The 22,554-nt window shown below is 47.2% G+C and carries 18 protein-coding genes; 4 read left to right on the forward strand and 14 right to left on the reverse strand.

All coding sequences use genetic code 11. The annotated features are described in order from the left end of the window. Positions 1-4: 4 nt before the first annotated feature. The 4 genes from EJA10_RS11165 to essC all read right to left on the reverse strand — a co-directional run bounded on the left by EJA10_RS11165 (position 5) and on the right by essC (position 6,660). Positions 5-745 (reverse strand): hypothetical protein, encoded by a 741-nt coding sequence (locus EJA10_RS11165; RefSeq protein WP_125480087.1) that lies wholly within the window; start codon positions 743-745, stop codon positions 5-7. 96 nt (positions 746-841) lie between these two features. Continuing rightward, entirely contained in the window at positions 842-1,777 is a 936-nt protein-coding gene (locus tag EJA10_RS11170) for a hypothetical protein (protein WP_125480088.1), read from the reverse strand. A 19-nt stretch (positions 1,778-1,796) separates the two neighbouring features. Next, positions 1,797-2,048 carry a methyltransferase gene (locus EJA10_RS11175; protein ID WP_125480089.1) on the reverse strand — a complete coding sequence of 84 codons (252 nt, stop codon included), beginning with the start codon at positions 2,046-2,048 and terminating at the stop codon, positions 1,797-1,799. After that, positions 2,041-6,660 carry a type VII secretion protein EssC gene (gene essC, locus EJA10_RS11180; protein WP_125480090.1) on the reverse strand — a complete coding sequence of 1,540 codons (4,620 nt, stop codon included), beginning with the start codon at positions 6,658-6,660 and terminating at the stop codon, positions 2,041-2,043. Before essC ends, EJA10_RS11175 begins: the two co-directional genes overlap by 8 nt. A 443-nt stretch (positions 6,661-7,103) precedes the next feature. On the opposite strand from essC, the gene EJA10_RS11185 reads away from it, so the two are divergent. Then, positions 7,104-7,442 (forward strand): WXG100 family type VII secretion target, encoded by a 339-nt coding sequence (locus EJA10_RS11185; RefSeq protein ID WP_125480091.1) that lies wholly within the window; start codon positions 7,104-7,106, stop codon positions 7,440-7,442. Between the two features lie 218 nt (positions 7,443-7,660). Here the strand turns inward: EJA10_RS11185 and spoIIID are convergent, their stop codons facing one another. Further along, positions 7,661-7,933: a sporulation transcriptional regulator SpoIIID gene (gene spoIIID, locus EJA10_RS11190; RefSeq protein ID WP_125480092.1), complete on the reverse strand. Its 273-nt coding sequence runs from the start codon at positions 7,931-7,933 to the stop codon at positions 7,661-7,663. Positions 7,934-8,327: 394 nt separating this feature from the next. Here spoIIID and EJA10_RS11195 point away from each other — a divergent pair, with 394 nt between their 5' ends. Further along, complete coding sequence (locus EJA10_RS11195) at positions 8,328-9,116, forward strand: muramidase family protein (protein ID WP_246017758.1); 789 nt, start codon at positions 8,328-8,330, stop codon at positions 9,114-9,116. A 50-nt stretch (positions 9,117-9,166) separates the two neighbouring features. Here EJA10_RS11195 and EJA10_RS11200 read toward each other — a convergent pair whose 3' ends face one another. The 8 genes from EJA10_RS11200 to spoIIQ form a co-directional block, all read right to left on the reverse strand. After that, entirely contained in the window at positions 9,167-9,832 is a 666-nt protein-coding gene (locus tag EJA10_RS11200) for a 3'-5' exonuclease (RefSeq protein ID WP_125480094.1), read from the reverse strand. 94 nt (positions 9,833-9,926) lie between these two features. Further along, on the reverse strand, positions 9,927-11,819 hold the full coding sequence (locus EJA10_RS11205; protein ID WP_342773909.1) for a DUF294 nucleotidyltransferase-like domain-containing protein: 1,893 nt from the start codon (positions 11,817-11,819) through the stop codon (positions 9,927-9,929). Next, positions 11,794-13,464 (reverse strand): sodium:solute symporter family protein, encoded by a 1,671-nt coding sequence (locus EJA10_RS11210; protein ID WP_125480095.1) that lies wholly within the window; start codon positions 13,462-13,464, stop codon positions 11,794-11,796. Before EJA10_RS11210 ends, EJA10_RS11205 begins: the two co-directional genes overlap by 26 nt. Before the next feature lie 43 nt (positions 13,465-13,507). Further along, complete coding sequence (locus tag EJA10_RS11215) at positions 13,508-13,810, reverse strand: DUF4212 domain-containing protein (RefSeq protein WP_125480096.1); 303 nt, start codon at positions 13,808-13,810, stop codon at positions 13,508-13,510. 157 nt (positions 13,811-13,967) lie between these two features. After that, a complete protein-coding gene (locus EJA10_RS11220) occupies positions 13,968-14,150 on the reverse strand; it encodes a hypothetical protein (protein ID WP_125480097.1) in 183 nt (60 codons plus the stop codon). Between the two features lie 293 nt (positions 14,151-14,443). Then, on the reverse strand, positions 14,444-16,048 hold the full coding sequence (gene ggt, locus EJA10_RS11225) for a gamma-glutamyltransferase (protein WP_211340555.1): 1,605 nt from the start codon (positions 16,046-16,048) through the stop codon (positions 14,444-14,446). Positions 16,049-16,318: 270 nt separating this feature from the next. Next, positions 16,319-18,319 carry a penicillin-binding transpeptidase domain-containing protein gene (locus EJA10_RS11230; RefSeq protein WP_125480098.1) on the reverse strand — a complete coding sequence of 667 codons (2,001 nt, stop codon included), beginning with the start codon at positions 18,317-18,319 and terminating at the stop codon, positions 16,319-16,321. 126 nt (positions 18,320-18,445) lie between these two features. After that, complete coding sequence (gene spoIIQ, locus EJA10_RS11235) at positions 18,446-19,345, reverse strand: stage II sporulation protein SpoIIQ (protein ID WP_125480099.1); 900 nt, start codon at positions 19,343-19,345, stop codon at positions 18,446-18,448. Positions 19,346-19,597: 252 nt separating this feature from the next. On the opposite strand from spoIIQ, the gene EJA10_RS11240 reads away from it, so the two are divergent. Both EJA10_RS11240 and EJA10_RS11245 read left to right on the forward strand, forming a co-directional pair. Beyond that, a complete protein-coding gene (locus EJA10_RS11240) occupies positions 19,598-20,032 on the forward strand; it encodes a VanZ family protein (protein WP_125480100.1) in 435 nt (144 codons plus the stop codon). Positions 20,033-20,369: 337 nt separating this feature from the next. After that, entirely contained in the window at positions 20,370-21,359 is a 990-nt protein-coding gene (locus tag EJA10_RS11245; RefSeq protein ID WP_170169118.1) for an NERD domain-containing protein, read from the forward strand. A 100-nt stretch (positions 21,360-21,459) separates the two neighbouring features. On the opposite strand, the gene spoIID is transcribed toward EJA10_RS11245, so the two are convergent. Then, positions 21,460-22,488 carry a stage II sporulation protein D gene (gene spoIID, locus EJA10_RS11250; RefSeq protein WP_125480102.1) on the reverse strand — a complete coding sequence of 343 codons (1,029 nt, stop codon included), beginning with the start codon at positions 22,486-22,488 and terminating at the stop codon, positions 21,460-21,462. Between the last annotated feature and the right edge of the window lie 66 nt (positions 22,489-22,554).

Here is a 22,554-nt window from a genome sequence, read left to right on the forward strand (position 1 = left end):
TTACTTATTGCTCCTCATATACCTCGTAATATCCACTCATATCCCCTGGTTTACTTATTTGAAAGCTATCGTTTACAACTACAGCTCCATATACGCCCTTTAAATTAGACCATGGAGTATTGTTCACATTGGAAGTCCTAATATAGTCATCGCTATTCATGGAGTTTTCTACAAACCCGACTGAGAGTGTATAAAAATCTGTATTTAAGCTCTTTAACTTCTGGTACAAATTGAATAATCCTTCATTGTAGGTCTTAATGTCCGGTTGTCCAGAGGTTTTTATGGCAGCAACCAGTACAACTTCAGCTTCCTTATTAATATTTCTTAGGTAATCATATATGGAAGTATCCATCATACCCTCATTGTATTTACTATCTGCTATACGTAGATAAAACTTAAAGTCGCTAACATCAGGGATTTGTTTTTTCACTTCCTGCTCCATAGTCTTTTCCAGCTCTTCTCCCCATTTAGCCAGTACATAAGTATCGTATATTTCCCCCTCACTGTTCTTGCTTTCACCCGCTACGAATATTTGCTCAGGGTTCCCCTCTGGATAGGCAAAAATCTTGTCTTTTCCAGAAGTAGAGGGGAATAGCGCACTTGCTTTATCCACATCTTCTACTTCAAACTTCTCACCATACTTCTCTTCTAAATGCTCCATTACCTTACTCTCTGAACTCATACACCCCGCACCTCCCATAGACATGAATAAAATTACCGCAGTCAGCTTGATCCACTTCTTCAAGTTCTCCACACCTTCCATTTTAAAAACAGGGACAGTGCGGTTTTTTTAACCGTCCCCTTGGACTTACGTTTAAAAACTATGTGACGATAACAGTCCCTATTTGCCCATTTCATTATTCTCTATGGATTCATAATGTTTCGGGACATCGTCTGGACTCTTTATAATCAATGAAGGATTAGCATCTGCACCAGGATTCTCACCATCGAATTGGTTGTCAATATTCACCTCACCGTATACCTTTGCTTTTAAATTTGTCCAAGCAATATTATTTACTAGTGAAGTTCGAACATAATCAGAGACATCTTCTCCAACAAATCCTATTGAAACAGTGTATCTCTCTGAGCCAACACCCTTCATTAACTTGAATAAGTTATAAATACTTTCTTTATATGTACTAAGGTCTGGTTTATAAGCTGTGTTGATTCCTGCAACCAGAACAACCGAGAAATCTTTGTCACTCTCTTCTAAATAATTCTCAAATGACATATTAACCATTGATTTATCATATTTATCTGGCGCAATTCGTAATAGTACTTTGTATGGCGTCCCCGGCGGCAGTTCCTTCTCGATTTGACCAGCTAGCTTTGCTTTCAAATCTTCAGCCCACTTAGCTAGGACATAATTATCATTCACAACTTCCTTGTCATCTTTATCCTCTTGAGCCAGGAAAACTACCTCCGGATTTCCTTCCGGATGAACCGTCAGCCGATCCTTCCCGTACATCTGGGCAAAAATCTTGCTGCCTTCCTTCACGCCCTCGACAGTAAATTTCTGGTTATACTTCTCTTCCAATTTTGCAAGAACCTTACTCTCCGAACTCATACACCCCGCACATCCCATAGTCACGAATAAAGTTGCCGCAATCAACATGATACATTTTTTCACTTTCCACACCTCCATACTAAAAACAGGAACGGTTCGGTTTATAAAACCGTCCCCCATGGTCTTTTGTTGCAGTCCTGCGAAACACAAGAAACGTCCATATGTCCCACACCGTTTTCCAAAAACAGGAGAACCGTCCCCCTGTTTCACAAGAACCGCCCCTCTGCACCTAAATCAACATCAGCTTGGCGCCGTTCATGAGCCCGGTTTCTTCTACGGTTTGGTTGATGTTGAGGATGGTGCCGGTTTTGCGGTCGCATAGGATGGTGTCGTGTGTTGCTGTGAAGTATCCTTGTGATAGTTCGGTCATGGTGCCGGCGAGCAGGTGGACGACTTCGTGCAGTTTGCTTTCGAGCGGCAGGAAGACGTCGTATGATTTTTCGGAGGCGGGGATGAAGACTTCGACGAGTACTTTATCCATGGTACGCTACCTCCTCTTGCTGGCTTTCGACTGACGTTAACAGCTTCACGAGTGTTGCTTTTCCTTTTTTGACGACGTAGCCGAATCCTGGCGGGATTTCCTGGTACATATCGTTTGTGACTTTGCCGAGCTTCATGACGTACTGGTCGGTGATGCCGTTGCCTGCCCAGATGAAATCGCTTAGCGATACGTTCTGCTTGAACCAGGCTTCGAAGGAAACCGAACTCAGTTTATCGGCGCTGTCGGAGATGATCAGGTTGACATTGAGGCCATTTCCTTTTTCAAGGAAAACCTTGAGTTTATCCTGGCCATCCGGCGACAGGTACATCATCACATCGGTGAAGGAATCGATGATGCAGGTGATGTTGCCGAATACCGGCGGCTGTCCGCCTGCTTCGATCGCATCCTTCGTTGTATTGTTGCGGTGAACGAGCGTGTTGAACAGGTAGACGATTGTGTCTTCGAGTTGAGATGGCTCGTAAATATACTTGTAATCCTGCGTGCGGCCGGCCGCGAAGTGCTCGTTAGGATCGATGACGATCAGCTCCCTGCCTTCGGTAGCGGCAAACATTTCAGCCACTCCCTGCATGAAGCCGGAGCACTGGTCATTCTGAAGCGCAGTGACGACATTGACGTAGGAGCCAAGGAAATCGAAATGCGAAACCTTCAGCGAGTTTTTCTCAATGCCGACCGGCACTTTGTTGCTGTTCATATTCCTCGCCTCATCACGCAGATAGTTCAGGTCTACTTTTTCCGGAAGGATCGGCACACGCATTGCGGCCGGCCCCGTCCATGCTTCCCGCTGGCCTTTGCAGTAATCGTTGATGAAGGCGTACATATTGTCTATATCGCTTGTGATATGGGCAGTCTGGAACTCATATGTGGCATCGGTTTTATAAATGCCGCGGCCCTTCGATTTCGATGGATAGACTCCATCGGTATTTCCAAGCACGCCCGAGTATTCGCTCTGGTCATTCAGCTGGAGCACATACATTTGCTTGAAGTTCTGCAGCAGCCTGTAGCGGATCGCCCCCGTGTTTATTGATGTTACGATGAAGTAAATACCATATTTCAATCCTTCACGCGTCAGGAAGGAGACACCCTCCTCGAGGTCCTCGAACATTTCAGAGAACGCCGCGTAATTGTGGATTGCGACCATGATCGATGGCAGTGTTTCCCCTGACATCTGGTTGTAGGTGATAAAATCGCCGCCGTAATTCGCAAGCAGCTTTTTCCTGCGCTCGATCTCGCTTGTCAGCATCTTGAACAGATTGTGGATCTTCTCGCTTTCGTGCGACAGCATCACATCACCAACATGCGGCGCTTCACGGAACCAGGTCATCGTTTCCGAGCCGAAGTCAAGCAGGTAAAAATTCACTTCGTTTGGCGTGTGCTCTTCCATTAGCGAGTATAGCATCGTTGTCAGGAAGGTTGTTTTTCCGCTGCCCGCAATGCCGTAAATGACCGAATTGCCCTCTTGAGTAATCGGCATTCGCATGACCATCTGCCTCTGGTTCGCCGGATCATCGTATTCCCCTATGATTGGGTTCAGCTCGAAGCTCTGTTGATCCACTCTGTATTTCTTCTTCAGCTGATCTACATAAATCAATTCTCGGATAGGCTCCAGCCATAGCTGGCGGACCTTGATATTCTCCTGCTGGGCCATTTTCGCCAGATATTCTGTAATCTGATCGATTTGCTTCGGCGGATTCTTGATTGCCGACTTACGCTTGTCGATGCGGGCATTTTTAATGACGCGCCCGAGATCATCGATAACAACGACGCTGTCATCCTTATGTTTTTCGACCTTGTCGGATGGATAGTACGGCGCGCCCGCCCAAGCGGACTGGCCCATCTCGAACAATTCATTGAAGCCGACCTGGAGGTAGAAACGTCCGGTTTGCTTCAGTTCCGCGGCATCAGGACGCTTGATGACCTCCATGCTGTCCGCTTTTTCCTGCACCTTCAAGCTGATGCGGAATTTACTGTTGCTCCAAATCTGGTCGTCTACTACACCAGAAGGCTTTTGTGTCGCCAGGATCAAGTGAACACCAAGACTTCGGCCGATTCGCGCGGCGCTGACTAGCTGGTCCATGAACTCAGGCTGCTGTGCCTTCAGCTCTGCAAACTCGTCGGAAATGATGAACAGATGCTGTAATGGCTCTTTCACCATGCCTTCACGATACAGTTTTTGATATTTATAGATGTCGATATTACTCTGGTCAACCTTACGGCTCGTTTCGCTAAAAATGGCCTGGCGGCGCTTCAGTTCACTCTGGATCGAGATCAGCGAGCGGTTCACCGCGGCTCCGTCAAGGTTGGTGATCGCACCGGCAAGATGCGGCAGTTCCTCGAACGCATTCGCCATGCCGCCGCCCTTGTAATCAATCAGGATGAACGCGACTTCGTCCGGATGGTAATTGACCGCAAGCGATAAAATGAACGTCATGATAAATTCACTTTTACCGGAACCGGTCATCCCTGCGACCAGACCGTGAGGCCCGTGGTATTTCTCATGCAGATCAAGCATGAATGACTCACCCGTCGTATCGACACCGATCTGCGTCTGGATGGAATGGACTGGATTGTTCTCTTTCCATCTCGTCAGCGCATTGAGGTGCTCGATCTTCCCGACGCCAAACATTTCCAGGAATGTGAGCATATCTGGCAGGGTATAAGCCTTCTGTGAGGTATTTAGCTGGATATTGGCCAATTTTACCGCCAGTTCTTCCGCGTCTTCCTCCAGATAAGTGTCAGCGTTGAAGCCTACATATTTCCCCGAAATATCATCTTTGTCATAGATTTTCGAAAAACTCTTGTCGAGTTCGATGACGTTGGTACATTCCTTCGGCAGGTTTTTCAGCTCGTCATAAAGGGCAATCAGGCTGAATTTGATATTCTTCTTTTCTTTTAGAAGCTGATTGACCATTTCCGCCTTTGAAGCGAGGTTCTTGCTCATCGAGAACACGATATAATGCTGGTTGACCTCTGCAAGATCTTCCTCCGCCAGTGTCTGGCGCGCAGCGATTTCTTTTTCAAAATAAGCGGAAAGCTCCTTGATCTCATTCGCATCCGTCGCAACAAAGCGAATCGTCCTGCCGTCATCCCAAACATGCGGCAGCCACTTCACAAAGTTCCATGTATCATGCTCGTGCTCATCGTAAATGAATACAAGCTTCAGCTCATCATAACTATGTAATGCTGTCAGTTGAAAAATCATTCCCTGGACGAAGCTCTTCACTTCTTCCCGTCTGCCGATGATTCCGCTGATCCGTTCTTCTGTCAGGTCAACCGTTACTGGCACTTCCTTTAGAATCTGTGGCTTCTCTACAATCTGATACAGTTCATCCTGCAGATTGTCATCCTCAAGCATAAAGCGTTTTTCCGGATATTTGATTTCTGCGTTTAGCGGAAGATCGCCGATACCTAGTCGCACTTTCAGGAAATCATTCTGGCCGATGCCGCGCTCCCACAGGTTGCGCTGACGGCGCTTGATCCGCGTCAGACAGTTTTCCAGCGTGACATGGTTCTCGAATAGTATCTCACTCTGGCGCTTGCCTTCATCGACGATGACCTGCTGCATTTCCGCAAGATACTTCTTGTATTTTTCCTGGCGGATGCCTTCCATCTTGATGCGGCGCTTCTTCTCATATTTCTTTGTCAGGATCGGCCAAAGCACGGTCCCAATCATCATGCTGATTGACATGACAAGTGTTGGCATTGCCCTCATGATGTCCCCGTCTGTATTCATCACATTCTGCAGCACCAACAAACCGGTGAACAGCGAAGCCATCCCCATGGTGATCGACGGTCCCAACAGCAGCATCAGCGGTGTTTCGTCGGGGTTTTGCTGCTGTGGTGGCGGGTCGATTTTAATGGTTGTATGTTCAATATCCCGCTTGAAGCGCGGCGACCGGTAAAAGAGCTGGTCGTTTTCCTCTTCAACATGGATTTCATCCAGATCAATTTCTTCCTCCACTATCGGCTTTTCGGCGACGAATGGGTTGAAGGCATTGCGGTCAAGGAAGACTGATTTATGAGGGTTATTCAGTGATAGCAGGCGCCCGTTATAAATGATTTTCAGGCCCATGATGAAAATGACATCCCCTACAGAGAGGGTCTTTTCCTTGATTCGCTTCCCATTTACATATGTACCGTTCGAACTGTTAAAGTCTTTGATGACAGCCTCGCCATTGCTGCGGTATTCAATGACACAATGGGAACCGGAAACCAATTTATTTGAAAAACAAATCTGGCTGTCCTGTGAGCGTCCGATTTTTATGACATTGGCTGTAGCGATATGTTTTGTGAATTCATTGCGGTCGGCAGTCTGTGGCTCGACGTAAAGCAGCGCGGATTGATCATCGTTGCGGTGGATCGTGTATGTTTTGAATGGTTCAATGAGGACCTTTGATTGTATTTCGTTGGCGGTGTTCTTCAAGAATGCCAGTTTATTGGACTTCAAATACCACTGGCCCTCTTCCCCTTCTACAGCAAGCATTTCAGTTGGATTGTGTTCCTGATCTTCTGTTTTCAGTATGTATCTTCCAGTTACCCTATCTGGCAACACCAGGTCGAATGCCTGGTTCCTGTCAAAAAGTGTGAGAATCAACCCACTCACTCCCCACCGTATATTTCCATATTTTCATAGTATTGATAATGTTTACTTGATATTTTTTACCATTTTAACTCAAAAAGTGTAATTTTACATCATACCTTTGATGCATTCCTAAATATATAAACATCTTACAATATCAGTAATTTCAGTCAACTAATTACCCCCATAACTGGAAAAATAGGGATATTGGTCCTAATACTTCCTTGTTTAATTATTGTTAGTTGTAAATTTTAGGTCTTATTTCTACAGAGTTTCATCCAAATATAGTTCTTTTTACCCGAAACAAATCATTCAAAACCCATTTTTATGTAAAAGAGTATGTTCCTTCCTATAAGGGCGGTCTATTTTCCAACATTACACCATACGTTTATGATGGAAATTTTTTCAACATCGTTTTATAATCAATCACAGAATCCAAATAAGTGCAGGTGATCTCAATGAAGGTGAATGTGGGCCAGGCATATTCGCAGGCTGGCAGGATCAGTGGGTATGCCCAGGATCTGAACGATATCAAAAGCAGGCTGCAGGACTTCAAGGGGAATCTGAACAGCGGGTGGCAGGCAACGGAAGTGGCCTATATCAACAATGCCATCAACAGCATCAGCAGGGAAGTCTCCGAGCTGCAGACGCTTCTCTTTCACTTAAGCTCTGATATTACATCAGCAGCGGAGCAAATCAGGCGGGAAGAAGAAGCACGCGAAGCAGCAGAACGTGCCGCCGCCGAAAAAGCAGCGGCCGAGAGGGAAGCAAAGCTGAAAGAAGCACGAATGAAGTAAAACAGAGGGACGGTTCTTGTGTTTTATTGAAACACAAGAACCGTCCCTCTGTGCATAATAAAAAGGCGGCAGCCTCCGCTATGTTTAAAGCAGAATCTTACACGCCTTTAGTGGCGATGCCCGGCTTTTCCAAATCGAAGCTGGGCATTATGCGTTATGTCGGTAAAAATTCCACAGCTGAATTACGGTCCCTCCAATCGGTTAGTCTCAACTATTTTTCACTTGACCGGTTCTTCTTCCCTTTCCTCTTTGCGGTATTTCATCTTGGTTGCTTCTCCCCCGCGCAGGTGGCGGATCGATTTATGATAATCCAGTATTTCTTTTACTTCATTGGCAAGGTCAGGGTTGATCTCAGGCAATCTTTCTGTCAGGTCTTTATGGACTGTACTTTTGGACACGCCAAACTCCTTCGCTATGACGCGAACTGTTTTTTTCGTCTCCACGATATACTTTCCAATCTTGATTGTTCTCTCTTTGATGTAATCGTGCACACCACTCGCCCTCCCTAAATTGGATGTGAGAAGTGTGAAATGAGACTCGCTTTTATCGGCTAATACTGCTTTCCGCAAAATTTGATCACTTGCGGCAGAAGGGTGGTCCTTCTGGAAATTACTATGATTAATCATGTCCCCGGCTGAATCCTCATATTGTTCAAACGATTCCTCACCTCAAACACTCTCTTTGTCAGGTTTGTAACATTTTATTAGCTTGGTTGAGGATATATGCACGAAAAAAGCAATAGGGACAAGGTATTGTGAAGTTTTTTGGAAAATTCACTTAATTATTAAAGAAAAACTTTCCTATATACCCATTTTTATGTACATAAAAACCTTTTACGAAGCGAATCTCTGTGAAGGAGTTTATTTTTCATTGGGGGAGAAAGACTTGATTACCTACAGACAGACTAGAAAACAAAGAATCAGAGCGCAAAAACGCAAAATTGCTTTAAAGCGCAGAAGAACGATCATTGGAGCCGCTGTGGCTGGTTCGGTGGCTGCCGGACTGATGCTGGGAGTGTCACAAAAGAAAGCAGAAGCATGTGGATCCATCTATACCGTCAAAAAAGGCGATACGCTATACAGCCTGGCGAAGTATTTCGATACATCGGTAGAGTTGCTGCAGCAAGTGAACGAACTGCCTTCTGATCAGATAAAAGCGGGGCAGCAGCTGGAAGTTCCGCCTCATGATGAAGCAGGGATCTATACGGTTAAAAAAGGCGATACACTGTTTTCGCTGGCAAAAAAATACGGAGTGACCGTGAAGGATTTAATGACGGAAAATCGATTGACCACTGAATCCATTTATATTGGACAAGCCCTTTCCGTGCCGACTCACGCTTACGACCCACAAGAAGGCGTGTATGTTGTCAATCCAGGAGATACATTGTTCAATATCTCACAGCGCTTCGGCATCAGCCTGCAGGAATTGAAAAAAGCAAACGGTCTGAAGCAAGACATGGTGCTGATCGGCCAAAAGCTGGATATTCCGGGGGAAATTGAGGTCATGGAAGCCAAAGTCGTCGGTGCAGCCGATAATTTCACGGTTGAATTTGAGACAGAAGGCCATGCGATTCCGCTGAAGGTATCTTACGGGACTGCGAGAGAGTATCAAAACCTGGCTGGACAGACACTGCTTGTTGCTTATAAGAATGGTGCGTTAATTAATATACAGTAAAGGAAAACCCGCGGCTCGATATGCCGCGGATTTTTTATTGTGCACTTCCCTTAAAACTGCATCGACCGCATCTGGCTGTCCGTCGCCTTGATCAGCTCACCCCATGTGGAGTAGCCTCGGTCCCTGAACTGCTGAAGAAGCTCTATGAATAGATAGGCTGTTGTCATAGCGTCTCCCATAGCGCTGTGGCGGTCATAAATACGCGTTCCGAATGCCATCGCATATCGTTCAAGATCACGCATGTCGTATGAGGGGGCAATGAAGCCAATCAGATCAAGCGTATCGATGGTGAACAGCTTTTTCAGTGCCAGCTTTTCCCGTTTCAGTTCACTTTTCAGCACGAGGTGATCGAAACCGACATAATGCCCAACAAGGCAAACCGCTTCATGCGCTCCCACATATTCAAAAAACTCCGGAATCGCTTCTGAAGCAATCGGCGCTTCTGCAGCCAGCTCATTCGTGATGGAGGTTAGCTCAATTATTTCCCGAGAAATTTGTCGCATCGGATTCACATACGTCTGAAATCGGTCATTTTCCATCACCTTCAGCCCTTTGACTGCAACAGCGCCGATTTCGATGAGGCGGTCTGTTGTTGCGACCTGAAAACCGGTCGTTTCCGTGTCGAAAACAATAAACGTCAAATCATCGATTGGAGTCGATAAAGGAATTTTATCGTAAATAAGCGGGCAGGAAATACTCTTCCGTTGAAAAAACATGCCATCCTCCTCTCGTTATTCTGCAATTCCTAAAGCATAAAAATGTGTGAAATAGCACGTTTTTAACTGCCGTACCTGTCACGCGATACTAAAGCTAAACAGAGAATCGCGCGAACACCATCCCCTGCAATTCGCGGAGGGTACGAAGACTCAGGATAAGTTCGTCTTTTTGCCTTGTCGACATGGTGGCAAAGGTGAGAACCGGACTGCCCCCATTATTTGCCCACCTTTGTCTGATGTAAAGTTCAAGTACATGTCCGAATGCTTCGTTCAAATCCTGCGAGAAAGCCTCTGTGAAGACTCCCTTCTCCTTTAAAGCAGCAATTTTCTCGACGGGTGTCCCGGGTATCCCACCATAATAAAGTGCGAGGATTTGCAGGCTGTGATGGAAGGGAAATAAGATCTCCTTTTTCATGTCGATGCTTTTGCGGCCGAGCTTGAACAGTGCCCTGATTGGTTCATCCAGTGTCGGGATTTCCTGCTCCTTTTCCATTTGGACCATCCGGTAAAGGAAGATTTTTGAGCGGTCCAGCAGCTGGGCAATTCCTTCTTCGAATGCCTCATGGACTTCCTTGCTGCCTGCCGCAAACCGATACGCGAAGAAATTCTGCGCCAGCAGGATATTTTCATTGGTCGACTGCATCATCCACCTCCGCACTCTGTCCTGCCATTGCAGCACCGTCCCCCGCCACTGAGCTTCACTCGACATCATCAAGCCCTTGCAGCGTGCATATCCGGCTTTTTCAAGCATTGAAGTGATTTCCTCGCCAAGCTTCTCAAAATACGCATGCTTATCGGTTTCAGCGTAGACAAGGAAATGATCCTGATCGGTCAGCATGAACTGCTCGCCACGGCCGCTTGAACCCATTAAGTAAAACGCAAATGGAACAGGCGGTTCTAATTTATGCTTGCGGAGCGCCGCTACGGACAGCTCGACCGTGCGGGCAATCAGGCGATCATAAAGCTTCGTGACAATTTCAAGCAATACAAATGCGGGCACCCGGTCCTTGAGCAGTGTTTCCGTGATTTCAAAAATCGCCGTTTTCACCTCAGAAAGGCTTGCTTCATCTGCCTCCTCGATTTTTTTGATCGTCTTCATTACGCTGTCATTCTTTTTCCGCAGCAAGTCCGTCAGTGTGACAATACCAGAGATTTTCCCCTGATCGACGACCGGCAGATGCTTGACGCCCTTCAGTAAAATTTCGGAGAAGGCATCGTAGTAGTAGGCAAACCGCGAAATCGTCACAGGATTTTCTGTCATCGCCATTCTTGCATGCTGCTCAAATGATAATCCCCTGGCCACCACCCGGCCAACTATATCCCTCTCGGTGATGATTCCTTTCAGCTGACCGTCTTCGACAACCAGCACCGAACTGGTCTTATGCGCTGACATTTTCTTTGCCGCTTCCTGAATGCTCGTCTCCGGATGAACGGCAGCCACATTTTCCGACATCAAATCCTGGACCCTGGCCAGGATGGTTTCCCCTTCACCAATCCCCTTCGCCATTTTAACCTGTTCGGCAAGCGATCCATACACATCCTTCAGTCTGATGGACACCTGGGACAGCAGATAGTCATGCACCCCCTGGTCGTCCCATCTTTTAGCAAGGACGGTAAAAGGAATAAGCAGAGCCTGAACCTCTTCGACTGCGCGGACCTCGACTGTCGGCTGGGATTTTTCCGGTTTAGAAAAGCCCAGGAACTCCGCAAGGCTCGAAAACCCGATAATCTCCCCTTTTTGGATGACCTCGAGCACTTCATCAAGGCCTTCGGCATTTTTCACGAACACTTCGGCAATTCCCTGTAAAACCAGCAAAAGCCCCTGGCGCTTTGTATCTGCCTGGAGCATCATTTCTCTTTTTCCATAGGAAAGATATTCACATTCCTCGACAAGGGAAAGGGCCGTGCGTTCCTCCACTCCCTGAAAGAGAGGGTGGAACTGCACAGCCTTCCAAATTTCCTTATACTGATTTGGTTGCATCATCATTCATCCAAACTTCGCCGTTCTTGTAGACCATCTGTTCAGGATAACGAAGGTCGAGGACTTCCTCCTGAATTTTTTGCGATGGTGCCGGAGTCGCAAGGGAAACAACGATGTTGGCAATGAACGCGGCAGTTGCTCCGAACACACCTGCACCTGTGTCGATGATGCCGAGGATCGTGTAGCCGCCGTATTTTGCCGCAAAGATATACCCTAATGTTACCGCTAGGCCAACAAGCATTCCGGCGATAACGCCTTGCGCATTGGAGCGCTTCCACCAGACACCGAGGATGAGCGCAGGAAAGAACGTTCCGCTGGCAAGAGCAAATGCCCAGGCAACGATTTGCGTGATCGCTCCAGGAGGGTTAAGTGCAATAATTCCTGCAAGCAATGTAGCCGCAACAATCGATAGGCGCGCAACATTCAGGCGAGTTTTTTCCGTAGCGTTTGGCTTCATGACACGGTAATATATATCGTGTGCAAAAGCAGATGAAATCGCGATCATCAAGCCGCCGGCAGTTGAAAGGGCCGCAGCCATAGCGCCTGCCGCTACAAGGCCGATGACGAATACGCCAAGGTTTGCGATTTCAGGTGTTGCCATAACGACGATATCGTTGGAGATGATCAATTCACTCCACTGCAGGATTCCATCGCCATTACCGTCAGCAACTTGAAGCTTGCCGGTATCTACCCAGGTCTTCGTCCAGGCAGGCAGCTCGCTGATTTTGCTGCCGGCAACCTTCGTCATTAAAATGAAACGTGAGAACGCTGCATATGCAGGTGCAGACAGGTAAAGCAAACCGATGAACAGAAGCGCCCATGCGCCAGACCAGCGCGCAGCCTTCATCGTCGATACGGTATAAAAGCGGACGATTACGTGCGGAAGGCCCGCCGTACCGGCCATCAATGTGAACATAAGGGCAAGGAATTGCCACTTCGTCCCGTTCGTGAACGGTGCGAAATATTCCGAAATGCCGAGCTCACGGTCAAGCTCCCCCATCTTTCCGACAAGCTCCCCGTAAGATAGCCATGGAAGCGGGTTATTCGTAATTTGCAAGGACATGAAGATGACCGGAATCAGATAAGCAATGATTAAAATAATGTACTGCGCAACCTGTGTCCAGGTAATCCCCTTCATACCGCCGAACGCTGCGTATGTCGCAATCAGAACAACCCCGATCATCGTTCCAAGCTTAGCATCAATTTCGAACAGTCGCCCGATTACCACGCCGGAACCGGAAAGCTGGCCGATTGAATAGGTGAAGCTGATGATGATCGTCGAGATTGCCGCAATAACGCGGGCTGGGTGGCTGTTGAAACGGTCGCCGATGAATTCAGGAACCGTGTATCGCCCATATTTCCGCAGCTGCGGAGCAAGCAGGAAGGTCAGGAGCAGGTAGCCGCCCGTCCAGCCCATGATATAAGCAAGGCCGTCATAGCCGAGAAGCATGATTGTACCGGCCATCCCGATGAAGGAAGCGGCACTCATCCAGTCAGCGCCGATGGCCATTCCGTTGAAGACCGGCGGAACGCCACGGCTTGCCACGTAGAAATCGGATGTTTGCTTCGCCGTATTGTAGATCGCGATCCCGATATACAAACCGAATGTTGCTAAAATAATAGATAATGAGACCAAGAATTGTGTATCCAAAGTTCTCCCCCTTTATTCATAAGCTCTTTTTATTCCCCTTACCCTAGTGGTCCAGGCTTTTTCCTTCACTCAGCTTGACGTTCTTTGCTTCATCAATGCCATACTTCTTATCGATGCCATCGCTGACCTTCGCATTGACGAACAGCAGGATGATGAAGGTCACTACCGCTCCCTGTGCGCCCATGAAATAATGGAACGGGAAGCCTCCGATCGAAAGCTCGCTCAGCGGTTCGGCAATCAACACTGCTCCGAACGAAACGAGGAACCAGATCGCGAAATAAATGATCATGTTACGGTTTTTTTCTCGAAAATAAGCGTCAGCAACTGACTTATCAATTTTCTTCACATTTACACCCCTTTGTGTTTGCTAATCCCCTTTGTATAATCCCCATAGAAACGGACACAGTTTTACACGAAAAAGCTTTCCCCACTCCTTTATAAAAAAATGGTATTGGTATATGAACTTTGCGCCAGGCAAAGTTGATACTGCTGCTAGTCTAGAATTAACTCAGGCTGAAGATAAATTTAATCGTTTCGAAAAACGGAGCCGGGACCATGAGAATCTGAATGAGGAAATAAAGAAAAATGCTAAGGAAAGGAACGGTAAGGAAAATCAGTTTATTTTTCTTGAAGGCCATGTACAGGCTGATGGCTGTTATGACCAGCAGACCAATTAAGATAATCAATTTTGTATTCCTCCAATTTAACTAAATCTTTAGAAAATTTTAATTTTATTATCCATATAATGTCCAGGCAGGTCAAGTTTCTATCTTTAAAAAATGTAATCGCTTACTATGTCGACAAATGGACAGCCGTGGCATTTTCGTCAGTAATGGTAAGGGATTGAGGGGGCTATAGGGAAGATATGTTTGTCGAAAAAAATTTTCAGATGATTTCCATAGTATTGGAGTGCTTGTAATGATTTTACAGAATAGTAAAAGGAACACTCATAATCGAGTGTTCCTTCTATGAATATAGTTTACCAGCACGCAACCGCTCCGTCGGTCCTCATTTCTGTTCCCCCGGTCAACACGCCTGTTTCCGGATTGCGGACAATGACCTGACCGCGGCCAAAGCCACCGCCATCATAGGCGACCTTCATCTGGTGCCCGCGTGCCGCCAGCTGCTGAACGATGTGGTTCGGGAAGTTGTGCTCCACTTCAATCTGCTTGCCTTCTATCCACTGCCAGCGCGGAGCATCAAGTGCAGACTGCGGATTCAAGCCGAAGTCGATCATGTTCATCGCCACCTGGACATGTCCCTGCGGCTGCATATAGCCGCCCATCACGCCAAAAGGACCTACCGCCTGGCCGTTTTTCGTAATGAATCCCGGAATGATCGTATGGTACGTCTTTTTCCCAGGAGCAAGGGCATTCGCATGATTATGGTCAAGTGAGAAATCGTGGCCGCGGTTCTGCAGCCCAATCCCCGTCCCTGGAACCACAACGCCAGAGCCAAAGCCCATATAGTTACTCTGGATAAAAGAAACCATATTCCCTTCCCCATCCGCGGTAGCCAGGTAGACCGTCCCGCCCTTTGGCAGCGAGCCCGGTTCCGGCATCATCGCTTCGTGATTGATTTTAGCGCGAGCCTCTTCACCGTACTGGTCTGACAACAAGGTCTCGACCTTTGCCTGCATCGTTTTCGGATCCGTGACATATTCCTTGCCATCCGTGAAGGCCTGCTTCATCGCTTCCAACTGGAGATGGACACCTTCCACGTCCTCGCGATGGGTAAACTCGTAGCCTTTTAAAATATTCAGTGCCATCAAGGCGACGATTCCCTGGCCGTTCGGCGGAATCTCCCACACTTCATGGCCGCGGTAGGATACAGAAATCGGTTCTACCCATTCAGGATGATAGTTTTCAAGATCTTCTTTCCTGAGGAAGCCGCCCGCTTTTTCCGAGGCTTCCGCGATTCTATCAGCCAGCGTCCCTCTGTAAAAGCTCTCTCCATTCGTTTCCGCAATCTCCTGAAGCGTGTTCGCATGGTCTTCTGATTTCCACATTTCCCCCGCTTCCGGAGCTCTGCCTTCTGGCGTGAAGACGCGGAACCATTCATCATACTCTGCACCCTGGAAACGATTCTTGTAAGCTTTGAATGCACCCTTCCAGTATTTTGCGAGAATTGGAGTCAGCGGGTAGCCATTTCGTGCATAGTCGATTGCCGGCTGCAGTACCTCTGTAAGCGGCAGACGCCCGAACTTTTTCGATAGCTCCGCCCATGCCGACGGTGCTCCCGGAACGGTGACCGGAATCCAGCCATGCGAAGGCATTTTTTCATGGCCCAGATCCTTCACTTTATCAATCGAAATCGCTTGCGGTGCCGGTCCGCTCGCATTCAGACCATAGAGCTTGTCTTTTACCCAGACAAGCGCAAACGCATCGCCGCCAATTCCGTTCGAAGTCGGCTCCACTACTGTCAGGCACGCCGCAGTCGCAATCGCCGCATCAATCGCATTCCCGCCCTTTTTTAAAATATCAAGCCCAGCCTGCGCAGCAAGCGGCTGAGAAGTAGCCACCATCCCGTTGCGCGCCACCGCCGCCATCCTCTGCGACGAATATGGATATGTATGCAAAGACATTCTGATTCCCCCTAGTATTTTTTCGTCTTACGAAATAGTATACCAAAGAGCCTGAAAATTCTAAATAAAAATTCATAAGAAAAGCGCAAGTGCATTGATCAGCCCCGACAAGCGCTGGAGGGCCGACCGGTGAAGTCGCTTTTTGACTTCATTGGGCGGACCGAAGCGACTCGAGGGGCTAGGCGCTGGAGCTGGACAATTCTCAAAGTGAAATTTATACTTTCTTATCTTCTTTAAAAAAACGCCCAGCCAAATCGGCTGAGCATTCCTTTATAATCCTGAATCCAATCTCATTTCATAAAACTGCTTCACTCGTGTTACAACGTCCTTCGAACCGGAATCCTCGATCATCATCGCGACGATCATGTCAGAGGAATTCGGGTTGTAGGCGACGAACCAGCCGAGCTCCCGGCCTTTTTCGCCCTGCTTTTGCTTAATTTCAGCCGTGCCTGTTTTGCCGGCGAGGTGATAGTTGGCAATCCGGCCATTGTGTGCAGTTCCGTTCGGGTCGGAAATGACCTTTGTCAGCATTCCGTTGAGTGCGGCGGCATGTTCAGGAGTGATCAGCCCTTCCTGCCACACCTGGCTCTTCTCTTCGTCCTGTTTCAGGATCGGCTTCACCATATTGCCTTTGTTCACCAATGGTGAGTAAGCTGTCGCAAGATGAAGGACATTCATCTCCACCTGTCCCTGTCCATACGCGGAGTCTGCCAGGCGAATCTCGTTGTCAATCTTGCCGATTTGCGACGGCTCGATTGGATACAGGTATTCAGGCTGGTCTTCGAAGCCGAACTTCTTCAAGCCTGCTGTAAACGTATCTGTTCCCATGCCGAGCGCTGCCCGTGCGAAATAGATATTGTCGGAATAAACGAGCGCCTTCTCGAGGTTGATGCTTCCCTTTACATCCGAGTATCTTGTGACTTTGTAGTTGCCCCATGATGCATCCTTCTGCCATTGCTTTTCGTTGATATCAAATGCGGTATCAAGCTTCAGCTTGTCATTTTCCAGCCCAATCGCCGCTGTGATCGGTTTGATGACAGAGCCTGGCGCATACGTCAGCTTGAATCGGTTAAGGAATGGCTGAAGCGGATCTTCCTCTAGCATTTTTCGTTTATTCTGCGAGATTCCAAGTGTCATCTCATTCGGATCGAATCCAGGTGCGCTGACGAGCGCCAGCGTTTCCCCGGTTTCCGGGTTGATTGCAGAGGCCATGCCGGCTTTTCCTTTTAGCTGATCGTACAGCTGCTGCTGGGCAACGACATCGATCGTCAGCTGGACATCCTCACCGTTTTTGACCGGCTTTTCTGCCAGGGTCTTGACGGTGCCATCTTCTTTTGCAATCGAAATCCTGACCCCGTTCTCTCCTTTTAACTGTTCCTCCAGAACCTGTTCAAGGCCGCGGCGGCCAATCAGGTCTGTGCTCATATAGCCTTTGCCCTCCAATTTTTCGAGGTCATCCGCTGTGACCGGGCCGATATAGCCAAGCAAATGGGACAGCGCCTCCCCGTAAGGATATTCCCTCGCTCCCACCATCTGGTTCGTCACGCCATCGAGTGCAAACAGTTTTTCATGAAGGGCCTTATCTGTTTTCGAAACTTTTTTAAGCGGCACGAACAGGTCTGGCTTCACCCAGCCCGCATTCATTGCCTTATTGATCTGTTCCTCGGTCATATCGAGCAGTTCGGCAAGCTTGGCGATTGTCTCATCTTTCTTGTCACCCATCTGTCCCGGAACAACTCCGACCTGGACAGCCGTACCGTTGATCGCCAGCCCGTTCCCTGCACGGTCAAGGATGCTGCCGCGCTCGGCCTGTACATTTTTAAAGCTGATTTTATCCCCGTCCCCCAGCTCCGGAAAAATGTAGGTGGTGTTCCAGTCAATAAACCAATTTGTGTTGTCTTCCCGTTCTTCTTTTACAAGAGTAGCGGTATGATCGAACTCGATTGGTCCTGCCGCACTGGCCATTTTAGCGGAAAAAGGCAGCTCTGCATTCTCCTCATATTCCTTTTCTTCCTCAGACTGTTTGTAGCTGACCTTCAGCTGGTCAATCTCCAAATCCTGATAAATTTTATTATAACGATTGACGAATTCCTCCTTCGTGATGGAATCCTTCGCTTTCTCTGATAAAAACTCGTACATCTCCTCAAACTTCTGCTCATTCCACAGCTTCACATACTGGGAAAACCGTTCTTCGGGAGTCGGTTCCTTGCTGCAGCCTGAAATGATTGCCGCTGCGAAGACCAACATGATCATGAATATGGCTCGTTTCATATGTATCCCTCCTCCTGTCTGATTTTACCATAGATTCACATTTTATTTAAATGGAGCGAATTCCTTATTATTCCCATGAAAAAACCCGCCTTTTTAGATAGGCGGGTTCCAAAATGTTCGTTTTTATTAAGAGTTTGTTGAAGTTTCGGAATCAGTGGAAGAATCTTTGTCTTCGCCTGCGTCCTTATCTTCGTCCTGATCAGCGTCTTTTTTATCTGAGCCGTCTTCAGCTGGCTTGTCTTCCACCGGAGATGTTCCCTCAGCATCTTCTTCTGCAGCATCTTCAGATTTACCTGCATCTGCATCAGATGAAGCTTTTTCCTCGGTCACATTCGCTTCCTGCAACGAGCTCAGCGGCTTGTTGAAGTACTCATGCGGATTGACAGGGACATTGTCCTTGCGGATTTCAAAGTGGACATGGTTTCCAGCTTTTTCATTGATCTGGCTAGTACCGGATTTCGCAATCACCTGGCCTTGTTCAACCTGGTCGCCAACTTTTACCTGGAAGTCTTTCACGGACTGATATTGTGTTACAATACCTTTGTCATGTTCGATTTCGATGACGTTTCCTAGCATCTCATCTTTTCTGACATCTGTGACGGTACCGCTAAGTGACGCGATTACGTCGAATTCCTTGCCATCTTTTGAAGCAATGTTGATTCCAGTGTTCGGGTGGTACGTATTATTATAGAACACTAGAGCTGCTTCCTGCTCGGCTGCATCGCTGTCATTGTCATAGAATCCCATTTGGACGACAGCATCATCTTCATTCACCACTGGCATTACGAAGTTCTCCATCGCGCGGTTGACTTCAACTGCTGGCTGTTCATTCATCTTTTTGCCAGGCATGTCAGTCGCTTTGTACTCGGATTGATCAACGTTGTTGCCACCGCTGTTTTGATACCAAAGGACACCAGTTAGAATGATTGCGGCACTAGCAATATAAACTGTTGGATACACCCACCGCTTCTTGAAAAAGCTGTTCTTGCTTTTGTCTTGAGAAGATCTTTTTTCTTCCTCTCTCATTTTCATCACCTCAGCAATCAGTCTGAACAGAAGCGAAAAAATATATACATAGAGTTTAAAAAATTTTTACTGCTTATTTTTCGACAAAGGTCAGATTTTTATGCAAAAAAGTTTTTTGGTGGGTTATCTTTTTGGAAATCTGGTATTCTGCTGCGTTTAAGTCATTACTTTTTAGAGTTTGTGTCCCCCTCCGTTTTATTAAAATTCGTTTCCTGCCCGGGTCTGGTTATTACTATAAAGTGAGGTTTTACCATGAGAAAGTTACTAGTATGGTTTTTAAGAATTCTTCCCATCGCCTATATGGCGGCGATCTGGGTCATGTCCAGCCATCCGGCAGATGCTCTGGTGGAACTGCCAAACCAGGGAATTGACCGGTTTATAAAAGAGTCCCTCCATCTTGTTGAGTTCGGGGTACTGTATGTGCTGCTCGTCCTGGCTGCGTTGACGACCGGGCGCTTCACCCCAGTGCTCAGCTTCACGTTCATGGGCGTGGCGATCCTGTACGGCCTGCTCGACGAGGTTCACCAAAGCTTCGTTCCGTACCGATCTGCAACTGTGATTGATTTTGTAAAAGACGTCATTGGGATTTTGGCGGCATCCCACTTCATTCATCACGCATACTTCAGCGGCAAGTTTAAGCGGCTTGGAAAGGTTTTGCAGGGGTTCGAGGAGCGAGTGCGGGGATAAAGGGATTAATTACGGTTTTTTAGCGGCTGGTCTTGGAATCGAGGCTGGCTTTTATTTTTTACGACTGCTTTTATGTAATATTATTTCAAATCACCTCTTTTCAGGGTTAAATTTAGCGGATATTACTTCAACCGTGAATAAAATGGAGCCAACCGTTAAAATAACCCTTCCAACCGTGAATAAAACTTCTGCAACCGTTAATAAATTGCTCCCAACCGTGAAAATCCATTAATTTATGTAACGGACATACATATTTCACAAAAAACTAGATACTTTAATAGGTATTTTTCAACTGGCCGAAGAATTCATATACAAAATGATAAAGGAAGTGATCAATTTGATAGAAAAAGAAAGAACATACCCGATTCGGCTTAGGAAATATGAAGCTTTAATGAATCGAATCCTACCAAACCATCCTAAACTCCCATTTATTGAGCAAGATTACAAAGCCTGGCGCTCTGGATACAAAGGGGAACTGCAAACCGATTACCGTTTAAGTTTCTTGCCTGAAAAGGGGTTCCATATTTTTCGAGATCTACGCCTTACTGATGGAGAATGGCACTTCCAAATCGATACCCTCATCTTAACGATTCGCTATATCCTTCTTATAGAAACAAAAAACCACAAAGGCACGCTCTACTTCGATAAAGATTCTGAACAAATGATCCAAACGAAAGATGAAAAGGAAAAATCATTTGATCACCCACTTATTCAAGTTAAAATGCAAGCATGGCACCTAAAAAGATGGCTTAAACAATACAAATTCGATGTACCCCCCATTTATCATCTTGTGGTAGTCAGCAACTCTTCCACCATTATTAAGACAAATGACCGCCCACTTAATAAGGTAATAGTAAAAGGCGATGTGTTACTGAATCGTGTGCTCGAGATCGATGAGTTTACTCAAAGCGTCATCTTCACCGAAAAAGATGTAAGAAGGTTATCAAAATTACTGATAAAGAAGCATACTCCCCACTATCCTGACGTATTAAAACCATATTCTCTTACCCACGACGACCTTCAAAAAGGAGTTCAATGCCCCTCTTGTTCAACTTTTGGTATGAAACGTGAAAGGTGGGTCTGGCAATGCCCTTTATGTGGCCATAAGTCCAAGACGGCGCATCATAAATCGTTAAAAGAGTTTTTCCTTCTTATCAATCCTTCCATAAATAATCAATCATGCAGAGAGTTTTGTCCCGGGATTACATTCAAGACGGCCAGTGACCTCCTATCATCCATGCACCTCACCCACACCGGCTCCAAAAAAGGCCGCATCTACCACATGCCGCCAGACATCGAAACATTCTTTCATCTCGCGAAAAAATAGTAGTTACCGAGGCAAAACCCAGTCGCGCTAAAAAGCCAGGGCGGTGTTTGCCCTGGCCATGTCATTATTCGGTTTAACGCTGCAGCGGATACAATTTGAATTATTTCCTCGCCATCACCTTCGTCAGCATGCTGTCGGCTTCGCTGATCTCCACGCCTTTGTAGTAGTGCTTGACGATGTCTTGATAGGTTTTTCCTTCGGTGGCCATGCCGTTGGCGCCGTATTGGCTCATGCCGACGCCGTGGCCGAAGCCTTCGGTCGTGATGACGACATTGCCGCCTTTGAGCTCCCAGGTGAAGTCGCTGGAGCGGAGGCTGAGCTTCTCACGGACTTCTTTACCAGTGAGCACTTTACCGCCGATGTCGATCTTGGCTACGCGATTCCCGGATGTCCTCGAGATGACCTTGCCGATGGTCGCTGAGCTCGGCAGCTTGACGCCAAGCTTGGCTTCGACGTCAGCGACCGTCATGACAGTCTGGCTGCGAAACTTCGGTGATTGCAGGTCCCACGGACTCTCGACGCTGCGCAGGTACGGCAGGGAGTTGGACCAGTATTCCTCTGAGTTTTCGGTGAAGCCGTTGGATGTCGAGAAGAACGTCGCATCGATCGGCGCTCCATCGTAAGTGAGAACCTGGCCGTCAGTTGCTTTCACAGCCTCGGCGATTTTCTTGGTCTTCCATTTATAATCGACGCCCCACTGCTTTTTCAATTCTTCTTTATTTTTAAAAACCTGATGGATTTCCGTATCATTTAGCTGTGCCCCCTCGGGGACGCCAACCTTATTTGGGCTCAGCATTTGTTTTACATAGTAAGTCCTTGCCGACAGCGCCTGCGCCTTCAGTGCTTCCAGTTCGAACTCAGCAGGCATTTCGGCGGCAACGACGCCAATTAAGTATTCATCAAGCGGAAGCTTCTCTGTCTTTGACAATGCTGTCCGGTATACGGCTACCTCGACCGCGGAGTCTGCTGTCGGGACCGCAGCGGCATCCTTCGCCTCTGTCTGGAGCTCTTCCCCTAGCTTTCCGCCTGCCTTTTCTTCCATAAAAGGGAGGACGAGCAGCGATGGGATCAGGAGTGTGACAGCGAAAAGGATTGCAGCTAGTAGGATGATTGGTTTGAATTTTAACATAAAAAAGCCTCCATTATGAAATTATTACGGTCGTAAACCGTCTCATTTCATTCATATGGAGGCGGA

The sequence above is a fragment of the Mesobacillus subterraneus genome (genome assembly GCF_003937825.1).
Classification (GTDB): Bacteria; Bacillota; Bacilli; order Bacillales; family Cytobacillaceae; genus Mesobacillus; species Mesobacillus subterraneus.